17 protein-coding genes and 1 pseudogene are annotated in these 18,264 nt (G+C 72.7%); 9 read left to right on the top strand and 9 right to left on the bottom strand.

Annotated features, from left to right (window positions below):
- Positions 1 to 44: 44 nt before the first annotated feature.
- Genes hutI through hutU form a run of 4 tightly spaced genes read right to left on the bottom strand, consistent with a single transcriptional unit; the run spans position 45 to position 5,495 of the window.
- Positions 45 to 1,229, bottom strand: a complete 1,185-nt coding sequence (gene hutI / locus AB0J04_RS35870; protein WP_363172793.1) for an imidazolonepropionase — start codon at positions 1,227 to 1,229, stop codon at positions 45 to 47.
- 35 nt (positions 1,230 to 1,264) lie between these two features.
- Positions 1,265 to 2,614 (bottom strand): formimidoylglutamate deiminase, encoded by a 1,350-nt coding sequence (locus AB0J04_RS35865; protein ID WP_363172792.1) that lies wholly within the window; start codon positions 2,612 to 2,614, stop codon positions 1,265 to 1,267.
- On the bottom strand, positions 2,611 to 3,834 hold the full coding sequence (locus tag AB0J04_RS35860; protein ID WP_363172791.1) for an allantoate amidohydrolase: 1,224 nt from the start codon (positions 3,832 to 3,834) through the stop codon (positions 2,611 to 2,613). The genes AB0J04_RS35865 and AB0J04_RS35860 overlap by 4 nt, the downstream gene beginning before the upstream one ends.
- Positions 3,831 to 5,495: a urocanate hydratase gene (gene hutU, locus AB0J04_RS35855; protein ID WP_363172790.1), complete on the bottom strand. Its 1,665-nt coding sequence runs from the start codon at positions 5,493 to 5,495 to the stop codon at positions 3,831 to 3,833. Before hutU ends, AB0J04_RS35860 begins: the two co-directional genes overlap by 4 nt.
- 386 nt (positions 5,496 to 5,881) lie before the next feature.
- On the opposite strand from hutU, the gene AB0J04_RS35850 reads away from it, so the two are divergent.
- Genes AB0J04_RS35850 through AB0J04_RS35835 form a run of 4 tightly spaced genes read left to right on the top strand, consistent with a single transcriptional unit; the run spans position 5,882 to position 8,256 of the window.
- Positions 5,882 to 6,325, top strand: coding sequence for a hypothetical protein (locus tag AB0J04_RS35850; RefSeq protein WP_363172789.1), 444 nt, complete (start codon positions 5,882 to 5,884; stop codon positions 6,323 to 6,325).
- Positions 6,322 to 7,263, top strand: coding sequence for a transcriptional regulator (locus tag AB0J04_RS35845; RefSeq protein ID WP_363172788.1), 942 nt, complete (start codon positions 6,322 to 6,324; stop codon positions 7,261 to 7,263). Before AB0J04_RS35850 ends, AB0J04_RS35845 begins: the two co-directional genes overlap by 4 nt.
- A gap of 34 nt (positions 7,264 to 7,297) precedes the next feature.
- Entirely contained in the window at positions 7,298 to 7,861 is a 564-nt protein-coding gene (locus tag AB0J04_RS35840; protein WP_358803309.1) for a roadblock/LC7 domain-containing protein, read from the top strand.
- Positions 7,862 to 7,881: 20 nt separating this feature from the next.
- Complete coding sequence (locus AB0J04_RS35835; RefSeq protein ID WP_266398454.1) at positions 7,882 to 8,256, top strand: hypothetical protein; 375 nt, start codon at positions 7,882 to 7,884, stop codon at positions 8,254 to 8,256.
- A gap of 6 nt (positions 8,257 to 8,262) precedes the next feature.
- On the opposite strand, the gene AB0J04_RS35830 is transcribed toward AB0J04_RS35835, so the two are convergent.
- The 3 genes from AB0J04_RS35830 to AB0J04_RS35820 all read right to left on the bottom strand — a co-directional run bounded on the left by AB0J04_RS35830 (position 8,263) and on the right by AB0J04_RS35820 (position 11,404).
- Positions 8,263 to 8,847: a hypothetical protein gene (locus AB0J04_RS35830; protein ID WP_363172787.1), complete on the bottom strand. Its 585-nt coding sequence runs from the start codon at positions 8,845 to 8,847 to the stop codon at positions 8,263 to 8,265.
- A gap of 119 nt (positions 8,848 to 8,966) precedes the next feature.
- A complete protein-coding gene (locus AB0J04_RS35825; RefSeq protein ID WP_363172786.1) occupies positions 8,967 to 9,881 on the bottom strand; it encodes a MurR/RpiR family transcriptional regulator in 915 nt (304 codons plus the stop codon).
- Positions 9,878 to 11,404 (bottom strand): aromatic amino acid ammonia-lyase, encoded by a 1,527-nt coding sequence (locus AB0J04_RS35820; RefSeq protein ID WP_363172785.1) that lies wholly within the window; start codon positions 11,402 to 11,404, stop codon positions 9,878 to 9,880. Before AB0J04_RS35820 ends, AB0J04_RS35825 begins: the two co-directional genes overlap by 4 nt.
- A gap of 142 nt (positions 11,405 to 11,546) precedes the next feature.
- Between AB0J04_RS35820 and AB0J04_RS35815 the strand changes: the two are divergent.
- Positions 11,547 to 11,654: pseudogene (locus AB0J04_RS35815) on the top strand (ABC transporter ATP-binding protein); the annotation flags it as partial.
- A 174-nt stretch (positions 11,655 to 11,828) separates the two neighbouring features.
- Positions 11,829 to 12,254, top strand: a complete 426-nt coding sequence (locus tag AB0J04_RS35810; RefSeq protein WP_363172794.1) for a hypothetical protein — start codon at positions 11,829 to 11,831, stop codon at positions 12,252 to 12,254.
- Here AB0J04_RS35810 and AB0J04_RS35805 read toward each other — a convergent pair.
- Both AB0J04_RS35805 and AB0J04_RS35800 read right to left on the bottom strand, forming a co-directional pair.
- Positions 12,169 to 12,714: a hypothetical protein gene (locus AB0J04_RS35805; protein ID WP_363172784.1), complete on the bottom strand. Its 546-nt coding sequence runs from the start codon at positions 12,712 to 12,714 to the stop codon at positions 12,169 to 12,171. The genes AB0J04_RS35810 and AB0J04_RS35805 overlap by 86 nt on opposite strands.
- 430 nt (positions 12,715 to 13,144) lie before the next feature.
- Positions 13,145 to 14,533 (bottom strand): cystathionine beta-synthase, encoded by a 1,389-nt coding sequence (locus tag AB0J04_RS35800; protein ID WP_363172783.1) that lies wholly within the window; start codon positions 14,531 to 14,533, stop codon positions 13,145 to 13,147.
- Positions 14,534 to 14,694: 161 nt separating this feature from the next.
- Between AB0J04_RS35800 and AB0J04_RS35795 the strand changes: the two genes are divergently transcribed.
- The 3 genes from AB0J04_RS35795 to AB0J04_RS35785 all read left to right on the top strand — a co-directional run bounded on the left by AB0J04_RS35795 (position 14,695) and on the right by AB0J04_RS35785 (position 18,260).
- Entirely contained in the window at positions 14,695 to 15,747 is a 1,053-nt protein-coding gene (locus tag AB0J04_RS35795; RefSeq protein WP_363172782.1) for an SGNH/GDSL hydrolase family protein, read from the top strand.
- A 215-nt stretch (positions 15,748 to 15,962) separates the two neighbouring features.
- Positions 15,963 to 17,183: an acetyl-CoA C-acetyltransferase gene (locus tag AB0J04_RS35790; RefSeq protein WP_363172781.1), complete on the top strand. Its 1,221-nt coding sequence runs from the start codon at positions 15,963 to 15,965 to the stop codon at positions 17,181 to 17,183.
- A gap of 276 nt (positions 17,184 to 17,459) precedes the next feature.
- Complete coding sequence (locus tag AB0J04_RS35785; RefSeq protein WP_363172780.1) at positions 17,460 to 18,260, top strand: hypothetical protein; 801 nt, start codon at positions 17,460 to 17,462, stop codon at positions 18,258 to 18,260.
- Positions 18,261 to 18,264: the final 4 nt, after the last annotated feature.

Below are 18,264 nucleotides of genomic sequence, written 5' to 3'. Positions count from 1 at the left end.
GGGGCCGGGGGCGCGGCCGGGGCCGGGGGCGCGGCCGGGGCCGCTCAGACGACGCGTCGGCCGCGCTTCCACACGCCCGAGACGAGCGGTACGCCCGGGCGGTAGGCCAGGTGGACGTGGCTGGGGGCGTCGAGGAGGGTCAGGTCGGCGTAGGCGCCGGGGGTCACCCGGCCCACGTCCGTGCGGCGCAGGGCCGCCGCGCCGCCCGCCGTCGCCGACCACACCGCCTCGTCCGGGGTCATCCCCATGTCCCGCACCGCGAGCGCGACGCAGAACGGCACGGACGACGTGAAGGACGAGCCCGGGTTGCAGTCCGTGGAGAGGGCGACGGTGACGCCCGCGTCCAGCAGGCGGCGGGCGTTCGGCCACTGCGCCCGCGTGGAGAACTCCGCGCCGGGGAGGAGCGTCGCGACCGTCGCGCCGCTCGCCAGCGCGTCGACGTCCGCGTCCGTGAGGTGGGTGCAGTGGTCGGCGCTGGCCGCGTCCAGTTCGACGGCCAACTGCACGCCGGGGCCGTAGGAGAGCTGGTTGGCGTGAATGCGGGGGTGCAGGCCCTTCGCCTTGCCGGCCGTCAGGATCGCTCGGGCCTGGTCGCCGTCGAACGCGCCCTTCTCGCAGAAGACGTCGATCCAGCGGGCGTGCGGGGCGCAGGCGTCGAGCATCTCGCCGGTGACCAGGGCGACGTATCCGGCCGGGTCGTCGGCGTGGTCGGGCGGGACGATGTGCGCGCCGAGGTAGGTGACCTCGTCGGTGTGCTTCGCGGCGAGGCGCAGGGCGCGGGCCTCGTCGGCGACCGTCAGGCCGTAGCCGGACTTCGTCTCGAAGGTGGTGGTGCCCTGGCGGAGCGCCTCGGCGAGGAAACGGACGACGTTCGCCTCGAGTTCCTCGTCGCTCGCGGCGCGCGTCGCCGCCACCGTCGTCCGGATGCCGCCCGCGGTGTAGGCGCGGCCGGACATCCTCGCGTTGAACTCCTCCGTGCGGTCGCCCGCGAAGACGAGGTGGGAGTGGGAGTCGACGAAGCCCGGGAGGACGGCCCGGCGGCCGGCGTCGACCCGATTGTCAGTGGCGGGTGCTTTGCTTGATTCACCGGTCCACGCGACGCGGTCGCCGTCGATGACGACGGCCGCGTCGTGGATCAGTCCGAGCGGGGATCCGTCACCGAGGGAGGGGTCGTTGGTGACCAGCGTGGCGATGTTGGTGATGACGGTCGTCGTGCCGGTGCTGCTCATGGTGTCCTCGTGGGTGGCCGGGCGGGAAACGGTGATCAGCTGTGCAGGGCCGCGACGGCCCGCGCCAGAGCCTGCGGCACATCCGGGACGAGCGTGTGCGCCCCGTCGCGCACGACGTGCCGTCCGGCGACGATCGTGTGCCGTACGTCCGCCGCGGTCGCCGCGAATACGGCCGTCTCGGCGCCGAGCCGGGGCAGCGGGCCCGCTGTCCTGACCGAGTCGAGGGCGATCGTCGTGAAGTCGGCGACCGCGCCGGCCTCCAGGTCGCCCGCGTCCGGGTTGCCGAGGGCCGCGTGGCCGTCGGCGGAGGCGGCGCGCAGCAGGGCGGCCGCCGTCCAGTGACCCCGGGTGCGGGTGCGCAGCCGCTCGTTCAGCTCCATCGCGCGTGCCTCTTCGAGCAGGTCGATGACGGCGTGGCTGTCGGAGCCGAGGGAGAGCGGTGAGCCCGCGGCCTGGAGGGCGACGGCCGGGCCGATGCCGTCGGCGAGGTCCCGTTCGGTCGTCGGGCACATGCAGGTGCCGGTGCCGGAGCGGCCGAGGAGGGCGATGTCCTCGTCGGTGAGGTGCGTGTTGTGGACACCCGTGGTGCGCGGGCCGAGGACGCCGTGGTCGGCGAGGAGCCGGGTGGGCGTGCGCCCGTGGGCCTGACGGCAGGCGTCGTTCTCCGCGGTCTGCTCCGACAGGTGCACATGCAGCGGCGCCCGGCGCTCCTCGGCCCAGCGCGCCACCGTCTCCAACTGCTCGGCGGGCACGGCGCGTACGGAGTGGATCGCCGCCCCGATCCTCGCGTGATCCCGTTCCTTGAGAAGTGAACAGCGTTCGGCCCAGGCGTCCGCGTCTCCGTCGGAGAAGCGGAGCTGGTGGGCGTTGGGGGGCTGCCCGAAGCCGGAGGACAGGTAGGCGGTGTCGAGGAGGGTGATGCGGATGCCGGCGTCGGCGGCGGCCTCGATCAGTGCCTCGCCCATGGCGTTGGGGTCGGCGTACGGGGTGCCGCCGTGGGCGTGGTGCAGGTAGTGGAACTCGCCGACGGCCGTGATCCCGGCCAGCGCCATCTCCGCGTACACCGCGCGGGCCAGCTGGTGGTAGGTCTCCGGGGTCAGCCGGTCGGCGATCGCGTACATGATCTCGCGCCAGGTCCAGAAGGTGCCGGAGCCGACCTGGACGGTGCCGCGCAGGGCGCGGTGGAAGGCGTGCGAGTGCGCGTTCGCCAGCCCCGGGAGGGTGAGGCCGCGCAGCGGCTCGGCGCCGGGCGGCGGGGAGTCGACGCCCGTCCGGACGGCGGTGATGCGGCCGTCCGTCACCTCGAGGGCGACGCCCGGCTCGACGTTGGTGTCGAGCCAGGCGTGCTCCAGCCAGTACGTCCGTGTCCGCTGCGTGGAGGTCACCTGCAGGCCAGTCCTTCCAGTACGTCGGCGAGCGCGCGCACACCGGCCACGCAGTCGTCCTCGGCGGCGAACTCGGCCGGGGAGTGCGACACACCGGTGGGGTTGCGCACGAACAGCATGGTGGTGGGGATGTCCCCGGAGAGGATGCCGGCGTCGTGTCCGGCGCCGGTGCCGAGGACGGGGATCTTCAGCTCGGGCTCCCGCTCCCTGCCGAGGATACGGGCGAGTTCGTCGCGCAGCGCGTGATCGAACTCGACGACCGGCGTGAACGACTCACGGACGATGTCCAGGTCGATGCCGTGCGCCTCGGCGTAGTCGCGCGCCGCGTCCTCCACACCGCCGACGACGGCGTCGAGGGTGGCCTGGTCGGCGGCCCGGGAGTCGAGCCAGCCGCGCACCAGGGAGGGGATGGCGTTGACGCCGTTCGGCTCGACGGAGATCTTGCCGAAGGTGGCGACGGCGCCCGCGAGCCGGGCCTCACGCCGGGCGGCGAGCACGGTCTCGGCGTACGGCAGCATCGGGTCGCGCCGGTCCACGAGGCGGGTGGTGCCGGCGTGGTTGGCCTCGCCCCGGAAGTCGAAACGCCAGCGCCCGTGCGGCCAGATGGCGCTGGCGATGCCGACCTGGTCGCCGGACAGGTCCAGCGCCCGCCCCTGCTCCACGTGGAGTTCGACGAAGGCGCCGATGCGGGCGAGCCGCTCCGGGTCCGGGCCGATGGCGTCGGGGTCGAACCCGGCGGCTTCCATGGCCCGCGGGAGGGTGACCCCGTCGCCGTCGGTGAGCTTGTGGGCCTGCTCCACGGTGAGCTGTCCGGCGGTGAGCCGGGAGCCCACGCAGGCGAGCCCGAACCGGGCGCCCTCCTCGTCGCCGAAGTTGACGAGGGCCAGCGGCCTGGTGAACTCGGCCTGCCGGGCGCGCAGTTCGTCGAGGGCGGCGAAGGAGGACACCACGCCGAGCGGGCCGTCGAAGGCGCCGCCGTCGGGCACCGAGTCGAGATGCGATCCGGTGACGACCGCGTCCCCGGCCGTCGGATCCCCGAGCCAGGCCCACTGGTTGCCGTTGCGGTCGACCTCGTAGGCCAGCCCGCGCGCCTCGGCCTGCCCCTTGAACCAGGCGCGGCAGTCGGCGTCGGCCCCGGTCCAGGCGTAGCGCCGGTAGCCGCCGGAGGCGGAGCTGCGGCCGACCGGCAGCAGCTCCGCCCACATGCTGTGGAAGCTCACGCGTCGTCACCCTCGCGCATGGGGACGCGCACGCCCTTCTCGTCCGCGACGCGCTCCGCGATGTCGTAGCCGGCGTCCACGTGCCGGATCACGCCCATCCCGGGGTCGTTCGTCAGGACGCGGCGGATCTTCTCGCCCGCGAGCTTCGTGCCGTCGGCGACCGAGACCTGGCCCGCGTGGATGGAGCGGCCCATGCCGACGCCGCCGCCGTGGTGGATGGAGACCCAGGACGCGCCGGAGGCGACGTTCACCATGGCGTTGAGGAGCGGCCAGTCGGCGATCGCGTCGGAGCCGTCGAGCATGGCCTCCGTCTCGCGGTACGGGGAGGCGACGGAGCCGCAGTCGAGGTGGTCGCGGCCGATCGCGAGCGGCGCGGCGAGCGTGCCGTCGGCGACCATGTCGTTGAAGAGGGCGCCCGCCTTGTCGCGCTCGCCCTGGCCCAGCCAGCAGATGCGGGCCGGCAGGCCCTGGAAGTGGACGCGCTCGCCGGCCATCTTGATCCAGCGGTGCAGCGACTCGTTCTCCGGGAACAGCTTCAGGAGCTCGCGGTCCGTCTTGTGGATGTCGGACGCCTCGCCGGACAGGGCCGCCCAGCGGAAGGGGCCCTTGCCCTCGCAGAAGAGGGGGCGGATGTAGGCGGGGACGAAGCCGGGGAAGGCGAACGCGCGGTCGTAGCCCGCGAGCTGGGCCTCGCCGCGGATGGAGTTGCCGTAGTCGAAGACCTCGGCGCCCGCGTCCATGAAGCCGACCATGGCCTCGACGTGCTTCGCCATGGACGCGCGGGAGCGGGTCGTGAAGCCCGCCGGGTCCTTGGCCGCCGCGTCCGCCATGTCGTCGAACTCGACGCCGACGGGCAGGTACGACAGCGGGTCGTGCGCCGAGGTCTGGTCGGTGACGATGTCGATGGGCGCGCCCTCGGCGAGCATGCGGGGCAGCAGCTCCGCGGCGTTGCCCAACAGGCCGATGGAGAGCGGCTTGCGCTGGTCGCGGGCCTCGACGGCGAGCTGGAGGGCGTGCTCCAGGGAGTCGGCCCGCACGTCCAGGTAGCGGTGCTCGATGCGGCGTTCGATGGCACGCGGGTCGACGTCGATGCAGATCGCGACGCCGTCGTTCATCGTCACGGCGAGCGGTTGGGCGCCGCCCATGCCGCCGAGGCCGGCGGTGAGGGTGATCGTCCCGGCGAGGGTGCCGTCGAACTTCTTCGCGGCGACGGCGGCGAAGGTCTCGTAGGTGCCCTGGAGGATGCCCTGGGTGCCGATGTAGATCCAGGAGCCGGCGGTCATCTGGCCGTACATGGTGAGGCCGAGGGCCTCCAGGCGGCGGAACTCCTCCCAGTTGGCCCAGTCGCCGACGAGGTTGGAGTTGGCGATGAGGACCCGCGGGGCCCACTCGTGGGTCTGCATGACGCCGACCGGGCGGCCGGACTGGACGAGCATCGTCTCGTCCTGCTTCAGCGTCCGCAGCGTGCGGACCATCGCGTCGAAGGAGCGCCAGTCCCGGGCCGCCTTGCCGGTGCCGCCGTAGACGACGAGCTTGTCGGGGTGTTCGGCGACCTCGGGGTCCAGGTTGTTCTGCAGCATCCGCAGGGCGGCTTCCTGCTGCCATCCCAGGGCGCTCAGTTCCGTACCGCGGGGCGCTCGTACGGGGCGGGGTCCTGACATGGTCTGCCTCCTGGCCGGATTGTTGCTTTCCTTATTCACATCCTGACTGCCTGAATATAGCTAGTCAATACATGGAGACGCCAAGTCGCGACACCGGATGCGAAGAAGGCGCCAGGGGGCACAGCGGGGCGCACGCCGCCACCGCCACCACCCCGGCACGCCGCACACGCCGTTGACGCACGCCGGTGGGCACGGTGTTCAAGGGAGCTCAAGGGGCACACGGGGCGTCAGGGACGTCGACACCGGCCCGAAACGTGGACAGCCGACCCACCCTAGTCATCGCCGCGCATGTTCCGCTGGAAAATGCCAGAAGACTCACCCATCGCGCATACGTTGCGTAGCGTCTTCATCACTCAGCCGAACCGCAGGCGGGAGGGGAGCCAACGGTGCCCGGAATCGACGAGTGCTTACTGGAGGCCATGCGGCTGCCCGGCGCCCGGGGCGCCGCGTTGGTCGACTGGACCAGCGGGCTCGCCCTGGGCGCGGTCGGGGAGTTCCCCGGCGGCGACCACGAGGCGGCCGCCGCCGAGGCCGCGGAGGTCGCCCGGCTCACATCGGAACAGCGCGCCTTCACCCCGGAGGGCTACGCCGGCCACGACGGCGTCGACGGCCCGGAGGGAACGGGCGGGGCCGGCGGGACGGGGATCGTCGATCCTCCGGTCGAGGATCTGATCATCAGCAACCGGGACAGCTACCACGTGCTGCGCTTCGTGCCGACCTCCTTCGACAGCAGCGTCTTCCTCCATGTGTGGCTGGGCCGGGCGGACGGCAACCTCGCGCTGGCCCGGATCCGGCTGGGCGAGATGGCCGGACGGCTGGTGCTCGGGTGACCGCGGTGAGAACGACTCCGCCGGGCACGACCCCGCCGCCCCGGCTGCCGGTACGGGAGAAGTCGGGGGCCCGGGACGGCGGCGGGCTGTCGCCCATGCTGACCCGGCTCGCCGCCGAGCGGGCGACCGGCGTCCTGGAGCGCGAGCGCGGCTCGCTCTACCTCGCCGAAGGCCGCGTGGTGCACGCCGAGAGCCCGCTCGCCCCCGGCCTCGACGTGCTGCTGCTGTCCCACGGCACCCTCTCCCCCGCCGTCTGGCAGGACGCCGTGGACCGGGCCGACGAGGACTACGGCGTCGCCCGTCTGCTGCTCGACGCCGGCCGGCTCCCGCGCGGCGCGCTGGAACTGTGCCACCTGGAGGCGGTGTACGACGCGGCCTACTTCGCGCTCGCCCCCAGCAGCACCCCGGGCCACTTCCGATACGGCGCCGGGCACTGGCTCGGCGCGCTCAGACCGATCCCGGTCGACGCCGTCGAGCGCGAGACGCTGCGCCGACGCGAGCTGCTGCACCGGCTGTGGCCGGACCCGTTGACCGACGGGGCGCCGCTGCGCCGGGCCGAGACCGTCGCCGCGCCCGCGCCGACCGCCCGGCAGAGCGCCGTGCTGGCCCTGGCGGACGGCGTGCGCACCGCGTCCGACATCGCCCGCGAGCTGGGCCGGCAGGCCTTCCACACCCTGGTGGACGTCCGGCGCCTCGCCGCGGCCGGCCTGCTCACCGCTCTCTTCCCGCCCCCACGCCCGCACCACGACCCCTCGACCGCACCCCCGTCCCCGTCCCCTCCCCGCCATGGGCGACCGGGAGCCCCGGATGCCCCGGGGCTCCCCGCATCCCCCACACCTCCCACCCCCGCCCCCCCGCCGGGCATCACCCTGCCCCGCGTCAACGACCCCGACATCACCCTGCTGAAGAGGCTCAGGGATGCGCTGGAGGCCCTTTGAACGGCAACGACCGCGGGCCGAGAGGAGCGAGCTGATGGCTTCCGCGCCCGAGATACTCGACGAACTCCGAAGACTGCGGGCCCGGGTGCCCCAGCTCACCGGCGCGCTCACGGCCGGCGTGGACGGTCTCGTCCTCGCCCACGACACCCCCGGCGTGGAGCCGGAGGTGGTGGCCGCGCTGACCGCCGCCGCCCTCGGCGTCGCGGTGCGGATGGCGGACACGACCGGCCAGGGCGAGTTCCGCGAGCTGCTGGTGCGCGGCCGGTACGGCTACGTCGCCACGTACGCGGCCGGCGAGAGCGCCGTGCTGACCCTGCTCGCGCAGGACCGCGTCAACGTCGGCCGGCTGCACCTGGAGGGCCGCCGGGCCGCCACACGCATCGGGGAGCTCGTCGACGCACAGGAGGCGAAGGCCCGGGAGGCGCGCGCCGCCTCCACCAAGGCCCAGGCCAGGACACCGGCCACGACGCAGGACAAGACGCCGCCGAAGACCCCCGCGAAGGCGCCGGTGCGCACGCCTGCCAAGACCCCCACCGTACGGACCAGATCGGCGCGCGGCCCAGCCACCACCAACGCGCGCACCACCACGGAAAGTTGAGAGGAACCGAGGAGCACAGCATGGCCAACACCGAAACCACCCTGAAAGAGTGTCTCGCCTCCATCGAGGGCGCGACCGGAGTCGCGCTCGTCGACTACACCAGCGGCATGGCGCTGGGCACGCTGGGCGGCAGCAAGGGGTTCGACCTCAACGTCGCCGCCGCCGGCAACACCGACGTGGTGCGCGCCAAGATGCGCACCATGGAGCACCTCGGGCTCAAGGCCCAGATCGAGGACATCCTGATCACGCTCTCCGACCAGTACCACCTGCTCCGCCTGATCAGCGGCCGCGGCGGCAACGGGCTCTTCCTCTACCTGGTCCTGGACGCCAAGCGGGCCAACCTGGCGATGGCCCGCCACCAGCTGAAGAAGATCGAGGAGGATCTGGAGGTGTAGGTGCAGCTACACCAGCGCCGCGGTGCGGCGGCGGGCCCCGCCCGGGGCCGCGTCGCCCGCCGCGATGCCGGTGCTGCGGTACGCCTTGACGGTCTTCCCGGCCGGACGTCCGCCGCGCCGGTCGAGCCAGTCGACGCGCACCCACAGCAGCGCCTCGTCCTCCCGCTCGCGCCGGCCGAGCCAGGCGGCCTTGAGCCGCAGCCCGGTCCCCCAGCCGGCGAGCAGCAGGCCGGCGGCCGCGGGCACCGCGAAGGAACTGCCCAGCGCGACCACGAAGGCGAGCAGCAGCCACCAGCGGTGGCCGCGCCGCCAGCCTCGGACGGTCACCGCCCGGTCCTGGAGCACATCGTGCTTGCCCGCCCGGGCGGCGCCCCGGCCGAGTTCCCTGAGCCGACGGCGCCCGCGCGTCGCCGCCACCGCGCCGGCCACGATGAACAGCGCGGCCCCGGCCAGCACCCCGATCCGCCGCCCCGTGAGGCCGGGCACCAGAACCCCGACCCCCGCCGCGAACACCCCGCACCACCACAACGGCGCGGCCCCGGCCCGTACGACGACGGCCACCCGAGCCAGCCCCTGCCCTCCGCGTGCCACGTCCGCCTCCCGATCAGTCCGGCACAAGTTTCCTGGCCGTTCAGACTAGTGAGCGAAGGTGAGACGAGTCTGAGAGCACGCGAGTCTGTTTCCCGAGCGGGCCTACTCCACGCACGGCCCTACTCCACGAACAGCCCCCGCGCCGCCGCCCGGGCGTCGAACTCCTCCAGGCGGGCCTGCGCGTCGGGCAGGTCGTCGCACATCGCCTCCAGCAGCACCCGTCCGAGGAGCATCGGCGCGCACGCCGTGTCGAAGGCGAGTCCGGTGCCGACGGCGGCCGGCAGCAGCAGGTCGGAGACCTTGGCGACCGGCGCGAACGCCGAGTCGGCGACCGTCACCACGCTCAGCCCGGCCTGTCGGGCGTAGGTGAGGGTGTCGACGACCTCGCGCGGATGCCGGGGCAGCGCGAAGCAGAGCAGGGCGGTGGCGCCCGCGCGGACGGCGGCGTCGATCCGGTCCTGGATCATCGTGCCGCCCTCGTTCAGCAGCCGGACGTCCGGATGGACCTTGGCGGCGAAGTAGGCGAAGCCGTAGGCCTGGGAGGCGGCGGCGCGCAGTCCGAGGACGGGCAGCGGACGCGAGGCCGCCAGCATCCGGCCCGCCCGGTGCAGCGGCCGGGGGTCGGCGAGCAGCTCGGCGAGATGCCTCAGGTTCTCGATCTCGGCCTCGACGGCCTGCTGGTACTCGTTGTAGGAGGCCGAGTCGGCGGCGTGTTCGGCGGGGGCGACCTCGCGCAGGTGCTTGCGCAGGGCGGGGTAGCCGTCGAAGCCGAGGGCGACCGCGAAGCGGGTCACGGACGGCTGGCTGACCCCGGCCAGCTCGGCGAGTTCCACGCTGGACAGGAACGGCACGTCGGCGGCGCGCCGCACCATGCTGTGCGCGATGCGCCGCTGGGTCGGCGTCAGCCGGTGCCCTTCGAAGAGCGCCTGCAGCCGGGCGGCGGGACTGTCCACGACGACCGAACCCTCCGCGGCCGGACCCGGCGCGCCCTCGCCGCTCCCGATGGCCGTCCCCGTCTCCGTCTCCGCGCTCATGCCCCGCTCCCCCTCCAGATCTCCGTGAACCGGTCCAGCAGCGCCGCCGCCGCGCTCACGTCGGCGGTGAGCGGCCGGTCGGCCTGTTCCGCGTCGAGCACCGCCTCGGCCAGCTCCCACGCCTGCCCGGCCGGGAGCCCCGGCTCGGGCCGCAGCTCGCGCTGGCGCAGCGCCCGTACGGCGGCGACGAGTTCGCAGCCGACGACGAGACGGTACGCGGCGCAGGCGCGCAGTGTCTGCCGGGCGGCGAGCGAGGCGAAGCTCGCCTGTTCCTCGACGCCCCGGGAGAGTACAGCGTGGCCGAGGGAGGCGGGCGCGGAGAAGGCGCGCAGGTCACCGAGGGCGGCCGCGGCGGCGTACTCCAGGATCATCACGCCGGACGAAGCGGGCTCGGGGTCGGCGAGGAACGGGCGCAGCCGGGTGTAGGCGGGTTCGTTGAGGGTGGAGAGGCGGGAGGTGGAGAGCCGCGCCACCTGGGTCAGGGCCAGCCTGAAGTGGTCCAGGGCAAGGGCGAGTTGAGCCTGGTAGAAGCCGCCGTGGTGGTAGGCGGCCATGTCCTCGGGGGAGATGAGCGGGTTCTCGGCGGCCGCGTTGATCTCGATGGCGATCACCTCCTCCAGGGCGTCGGCGGCGTCGTGCGCGGGGCCGTGGATCTGGGGCAGGCAGCGGAAGCCGTAGGGGTCCTGGATCCGGCCGAGCGGCGGGGTGGGCCGGTCCTCGGCGCCGATCAGCTCGCGCATGCGGCGGGCGACCTCGCTGGAGCCGCGGTGCGGGCGGGCGGCGTGCACGGGGGCCGCGTACGCCTCGTGCGACCCGTCGACGGCCAGCAGCGACAGCGCGCCGACGACCTGGGTGGCCTCGATGAGTCCGCGCAGTTCGTGCAGGGCGAGGGCGGCCTGGCCGAGGGTGAGGGCGTTGCTGCTGATGAGCGCGAGGGCGTCGTTGTTGTCGAGGGGCTGCGGCTGCGGGGCCCCGTTCCCGCGCCAGGGATGCTCGCCGACCAGGGCGAGCCCGACCTGCGCGAGGGCCGCGAGGTCGCCCGTGCCCACCGAGCCGAACTCGTTGACGGCCGGATGCGCCCCGTTCTCCAGCGCCTCGCACAGTGCCGTGACCACGGTGGGCCGCAGTCCCGCGCCGCCGGCCAGCAGCTGGTTGGCGCGGATGGCGAGCATCGCCCGGACCTGCCGGGCGGGCAGTTCCTCGCCGATGGCGCCGGCGTGGCTGCGCAGCAGGCGCAGACCGTGCTCGGCGGCGGCCTCGGTGGGCACGTCCTCGTTCCGGTTGGCGCCGACGCCGGTGGAGCGGCCGTAGACGCGGCCGGTGGCGGCGATCTGGCGGGCGGCGTCCCAGGCCTCGGTCATCCGCATCGTCGCGTCGGTGCCGGGGACCGGTCGGGCGGTCCCGTCGGCGAGGCGCGCGACGTCCGCGACGCCGAGAGCGATCCCGTCGAGGACGACGAGACCGACGAGACCGACGAGAGAGGAGCCCGCCCCAGGAGAGGCGTCCACCATCCGAGACGACATAAGCTCGCAAACTCCCCTCGATCCGGACACTTGATCTTGCCTGACGGTCATCCGTTACGCCGGATTGACAACGAACCGTTGACAAGTTATTCACCTACGGAGAACTCTGCATGACGCTATACAGTCGGGCAAGGGACAACTCATGATCCAGTTCGACGCGGTCCACAAGCGCTTCCCCAACGGCACGACAGCAGTCCATGATCTCTCCCTCCACATGCCGGAGGGCGGCGTGACCGTCCTGGTCGGTTCCGGACCCGGAGGACGTCGCGAACGCCTACGCGAAGCAGCACGGACCGGCGAAGAAGTGACCTCCGCCTGAGCGACCGCCTCCCCGGCGAACCCGACCCGCAGACGGGGGCTATCCCCAGTGCGGGGAGCGCGGCCGCTGCCTACCGTGGTGTCCATGACGGGATGGGAGACCACCATGGACGCGCAGGACGCAGACCTGAAGAAGGAACTCGACGCCACCCTGCAGACCCGCAGGGAACTGGGCGAGGAGTACGAGTCCGCGCTGGTGGACTCGTTCCTGGAGAAGGTCGACCAGCGCATCGACGCCGCGGTGGAGCGCCGTGTGCGGCGGCAGTTCGCGGAACAGCAGATGGTCGCGGCCCGCGGCTCGCGCTCGCCGAGGCCCACCGACTCCTGGGGCGAGCGCTTCGGCTTCGGCATCGTCTCGCTGGTGCTGGCGATCCCGCTGTCCGCGATCGGCGCGGGCACCGCGCACCTGCCGGGGCTGCTCGTCTCCTGGGCGGGCATCGTCGGCGTCAACGTCGTACAGGCCGCCCGCAGCCACCCCGACCTGTTCGGCCGCCGTCGCCACTCCTCCAAGGACGACGCCTGGCAGGACTGACAGCCGGACCTCGCCCGCCCCCGAGCCCCGGCCCAGGCCCCAGCCCCAGCCCCGGCCCCGGCCCGCGGAACGTGCCTGACGCGTCGACGCAGTCCGCGTAGTCCTCGAAGTCCACCTCGCCACGGCACAGGTTCGCGGAGATCTCCGGGAACGACGCCCTCGGTATCCGGAACGTCCGTCCGGGCTCGCTGGAGAGGTCGAGGGCCAGCAGCCCGCGCTCGTCGGCGAGGAACAGGTGGGTGAGCTGGTCGGCCTCGTCGGCGAGGTTGTCCTCGTGCATGAGCGCCGGGATCAGGTCCTGGACGGACACGCCGTCGAACCGGGGGTCGTGGACCCAGGTGGCGTGCGGACCGCCGTCGAGGGCTTCGACCGCTTCGCGCAGCGCGGACCAGGCCGCGTCGTCACCGAATCCGGTGCGCAGCACCAGCGAGGTCAGATCGTCGGGTCGGGGCAGCGCCATACCGTGATCCTCGCACCCGGCACCGACAACGGGGCCGGGGAAGAGCCGGGCAGAGCCCGGACAGAGCTATGCGCGGGGACCGCCGCACCCCCGTTGCCGGGGGGCGGGACGACGGCGGTCCCCGCGAGGGACGCGGGCCGGGTCAGGCCGGGCCTTCGCGTCCGTGGCGTCTGTGGATGGTCCGGGAGCCGCTCCGGAGGTCCGTGACGCCGTTCGGTTGCCGGTGGGGCGGGGAGCCGCTCCCGCCCTTCCGACACCCACAAATATGCCGGACGCGTGTTAAGCGAGTGCTGCGCGGACGTGACGCCCTCGTACCACTTCCGCGAAGTCCGTCCATTCGGTGGGCAAACGGAAGTTCAGCGCCCGAAGGAACCGTTCACCGCAGGTTTCCCGGCAGTTGACGCCCTTCGCCCCTGGATGTAAGTCCCCGTCACTTCCCGCCCTTGGCCAGGAAGGCCAGCAGGTCCTGACGGCTGACGACCCCGGTGGGCTTCCCCTCGACGAGGACGATCGCCGCGTCCGCGGTGCCGAGCACCGACATCAGGTCGCCGACCGGCTCACCGGAGCCGACCTGCGGCAGCGGCGAGGACATGTGCTTCTCCAGCGGGTCGGAGAGCGAGGCCCGCTGGGTGAACAGCGCGTCCAGCAGCTCCCTTTCCACGACCGACCCGACGACCTCGGCGGCCATGACGTCCGGATGCCCGGCGCCCGGCTTCACGATCGGCATCTGCGAGACGCCGTACTCGCGCAGCACCTCGATGGCCTCGCCGACGGTCTCGTCCGGGTGCATGTGGACGAGGGACGGGATGGCGCCGTGCGCCTTGTCGTTCAAGACGTCGGCGACGCGCGCGCTGGGCCCCTCGTCCTCGAGGAAGCCGTAGTCCGCCATCCACTCGTCGTTGAAGATCTTGCTGAGGTAACCGCGACCGCTGTCCGGCAGCAGGACGACCACGACGTCGTCCGGCCCGAGCCGCTCGGCGACGCGCAGCGCGGCGACGACGGCCATGCCGCAGGAACCGCCGACGAGCAGCCCCTCCTCCTTGGCCAGCCGGCGCGTCATCTGGAAGGAGTCCTTGTCGGACACGGCGACGATCTCGTCGGCGACGGTCCGGTCGTACGCGGTCGGCCAGAAGTCCTCACCGACGCCCTCGACGAGGTACGGCCGCCCGGACCCGCCCGAGTACACGGACCCCTCGGGGTCGGCGCCGACGACCTGCACCCTGTCGTCGCTGGCGTCCTTCAGATACCGGCCGGTCCCGGAGATGGTGCCGCCGGTGCCCACACCGGCCACGAAGTGGGTGATCCGCCCGTCCGTCTGTTCCCACAGCTCGGGGCCGGTGGAGTGGTAGTGGGAGAGCGGGTTGTTCGGGTTGGAGTACTGGTCGGGCTTCCACGCGTCGGGCGTCTCCCGCACCAACCGGTCGGAGACGTTGTAGTAGGAGTCCGGGTGCTCGGGATCCACGGCGGTCGGGCAGACGACGACCTCGGCCCCGTAGGCCCTCAGCACGTTGATCTTGTCGGTGCTCACCTTGTCGGGGCACACGAAGATGCACTTGTACCCCTTCTGCTGCGCCACGATGGCAAGCCCGACCCCGGTGTTCCCGCTGGTCGGCTCGACGATCGTGCCGCCGGGCCGCAGCTCGCCGCTCTTCTCCGCGGCCTCGATCATGCGCAGGGCGATGCGGTCCTTCACGGAACCGCCCGGGTTGAAGTACTCCACCTTGGCCAGGACGGTCGCCCGGATGCCCTTGGTCACGCTGTTGAGCTTCACCAGCGGGGTGTTGCCGACGAGGCTGATCATCGAGTCGTGGAATTGCACCGTTGTCTCCGGTTGCTTGCAAAAAGAGCGGTCGTAATGGTGACGCCAGCGTACGGCGCAGGTCACCGGTGGGGCCGCATGTTCACTCCTCGTCGAGATTGGGCGACGGTGCGTACGGGGCAAGGAGTGGGTGTACGGACACGAGGAGGTGGCGTCGAGGCATGACGAGCATGTCGAGGGCGAGAGTGGCCCGGCGCATCGCGGCCGGCGCGGCCTATGGCGGCGGCGGCATCGGGCTGGCCGGGGCGGCGGCGGTCGGGCTGGTGCTGGCGGAGATGCATCTGGCCCGCCGCCAGGTCAACAACGGGGCGCATCCGCACGTCCCGCAGGCGGACGGCCGCTACGGCCTCGCCTACGACGCCCCCGGGCCCGGCAAGGAGCCCCTGCGGCTGACGATGCTGGGCGACTCCACCGCGGCCGGCCAGGGCGTCCGCCGCTCCGGGCAGACCCCGGGCGCGCTGCTGGCCTCCGGCCTGGCGGCGGTCGCGGAACGCCCGGTGGAGCTGCGCAACGTGGCGCTGCCCGGCGCCCAGTCCGACGACCTCGACCGGCAGGTCGCGCTGGTCCTCGGGGACTCCGAACAGGTGCCCGACGTCTGCGTGATCATGATCGGTGCGAACGACGTGACCCACCGGATGCCGGCCACCCGCTCGGTCCGTCACCTGTCCTCGGCGGTACGGCGGCTGCGCACGGCCGGCACGGAGGTGGTCGTGGGCACCTGTCCCGACCTGGGCACCATCGAGCCGGTCCAGCAGCCGCTGCGCTGGCTGGCCCGCCGGGCGTCCCGTCAGCTGGCGGCCGCGCAGACCATCGGCACCGTCGAGCAGGGCGGCCGCACGGTGTCCCTGGGCGACCTCCTCGGCCCCGAGTTCGAGGCCAACCCGAGTGAGCTGTTCGGCCCGGACCACTACCACCCCTCGGCGGAGGGCTACGCGACGGCGGCGATGGCCGTCCTCCCCACGGTCTGCGCGGCCCTCGGCCTGTGGCCGGCGGAGGAGGAGCGCCCGGACGTCTCCCGCCGCGAGGGTTTCCTGCCGGTGGCCCGAGCAGCGGCGGAAGCGGCCTCGGAACCGGGCACGGAGGTGACGGCAGCGATGCCGACGGGGCCGAGGGGCCCATGGGCCCTGCTCAAGCGCAGGCGCAGGCGGCGGGTCCCGGAGGCCGAGCCGACACCCTCCAGCCTGTCCGGGGGTCCCCCCTCCGGGGGAGCTTGAGGACGAGGCCGTCCAGGCCGACGGGGTTCTGGGGCGCAGCCCCCAGGGAACGGCGCCCCTTTCCACCCGCATGTCTCCGTCCCACCGCCGGAGGCAAAAGCAAGCGCTTAGAAAGTGCGGTCAGCGTCACACCGCGATACCCGTGACCGGGCTCATACGTGCAGGTAACTTCCCACACAGCCCTGCCCGTCCGCACCCACGCCAATGGAGCCGTCATGCCCGAAGCAGTCATCGTCTCGACCGCCCGTTCGCCCATCGGCCGCGCCGGCAAGGGTTCCCTCAAGGACCTGCGCCCGGACGACCTGACCGCGACCATCGTCCAGGCGGCGCTCGCCAAGGTCCCCGAGCTGGACCCGAAGGACATCGACGACCTGATGCTCGGCTGCGGTCTCCCCGGCGGCGAGCAGGGCTACAACCTCGGCCGGATCGTCGCCGTGCAGATGGGCATGGACCACCTGCCGGGCTGCACGGTCACCCGTTACTGCTCCTCCTCGCTCCAGACCTCCCGCATGGCCCTGCACGCCATCAAGGCAGGCGAGGGCGACGTCTTCATCTCGGCCGGCGTCGAGATGGTCTCCCGGTTCGGCAAGGGCAGCTCCGACGGCCTCCCGGACACCATGAACCCCCGGTTCGCCGAGGCGCAGGCCCGCACCGCCGCCGTCGCCGCGCAGGAGGGGACGACGTGGCACGACCCGCGTGAGGACGGGCTGGTCCCCGACCCGTACATCGCGATGGGGCAGACCGCGGAGAACCTGGCCCGCGCCAAGGGCATCACCCGCCAGGACATGGACGAGTTCGGCGTCCGCTCCCAGAACCTCGCCGAGGAAGCCATCAAGAACGGCTTCTGGGAGCGCGAGATCACCCCGGTCACGACCCCCGACGGCACGGTCGTCAGCAAGGACGACGGTCCGCGCGCCGGCGTCACCATGGAGGGCGTCGCGGGCCTGAAGCCGGTGTTCCGCCCGGACGGGCTCGTCACCGCCGGCAACTGCTGCCCGCTGAACGACGGCGCCGCCGCGGTCGTCATCATGAGCGACACCAAGGCCCGCGAGCTCGGCCTGACCCCGCTCGCCCGCATCGTGTCCACCGGCGTCTCCGGCCTCTCCCCCGAGATCATGGGCCTCGGCCCGGTCGAGGCGAGCAACCAGGCGCTGCGCCGGGCCGGCCTCACCATCGACGACATCGACCTGGTCGAGATCAACGAGGCGTTCGCCGCGCAGGTGATCCCGTCCTACCGCGACCTGAACATCCCGCTGGAGAAGCTGAACGTGAACGGCGGCGCCATCGCCGTCGGCCACCCCTTCGGCATGACCGGCGCCCGCATCACCGGCACCCTGATCAATTCCCTCCAGTTCCACGACAAGCAGTTCGGTCTGGAGACGATGTGCGTCGGCGGCGGCCAGGGCATGGCGATGGTCATCGAGCGACTGAGCTGAACACGGCCTCTGCGTAACCGTTTCAGCACCTGCCGTGACGATTCGGCCCGGAGTCCGCAAAGCGCCTGGACTCCGGGCCGTTCTGTGATCCAATCTCCCCCAGGATGTGACCTATCTCCCTCCCCGGAGGGATTTACGCAGCTCAGCGTCTTTCGGCACCAAACACAAGGACCAAGTTCCTGTCCGTTTCGTGACGTTACGCACTGACAGTTGGATAGTCCACCCTTCAAGCTGATGTAGGAAGTCGGGGGTCGACTTTGAACCGGGAGTACGTCAGTGAGCGCCATGCCGATCGCCTTGCTGGTCACCACGGCCGCCACGGGCGCCGTGGGCGTCGCCGTCCTGCGCACCCTCTTGCAGCTGCGCCGGCAGGTCGCCGCCCTGCATTCCCAGCTCGCCAGGAGCGCCGAGGACGCCGCCGCGGAACTGCGCGGCTTCGTCCCGGCCGCCCGCACCACGGCCGACGCGGCTGAGATACGCGCCGCGGTGGCCGAGGCGCTCGCGGAGGAGCGGGAGCGGGAGCTGGCCGAGGCGCGCGCCTTCTGGGCCGCCCAGGAGGCCCGTGACGCCTCCGACGCCCCCTCCCTGCTGGGCCTGCCGGACAGCGAGCTGTTCCTGCCCCGGCAGACCGATTTCGTGGGCCTGGAGCCCCTTGAGCCGGTGACCGAGCCGGGCGTGGACACCGACGACTTCGCCGGGGAGTCCCCGGAACTCGCCGCGGCCCGCCGCCGCCACCCGTCGCACCCGGACTTCGTGCCCGTACAGTCACCGGTCGTGAACGACCACGAGCGCACGGTGGCCACCCTCGAGGAACTGGCCGCGTCCCAGATCGAACTGACCGACGTCCGCCCGGGCCCGCTCGGCACACTCGACGTCTACGTCTTCGCCGACGGCACCACGCTCTGCATGACCCCGGGCCACCGCGAGACGGCCGAACGCCTCGCCGCGGCCCTCACCGCCGGCGAAACCCCGTTCCTGCTGGGCGGCTCGGGCATCTCGGGCGCCTACACCCTGACGTTCCAGTGCGGCGCCGACAACGTCTACATCCTGGCGGACCGGGTCATAGCGAGCCTGTAGGGGT

Source organism: Streptomyces sp. NPDC050263, assembly GCF_040655955.1.
In the GTDB taxonomy this organism is placed as follows: Bacteria; Actinomycetota; Actinomycetes; order Streptomycetales; family Streptomycetaceae; genus Streptomyces.
This window is presented reverse-complemented; position numbering and strand designations above follow the sequence as displayed.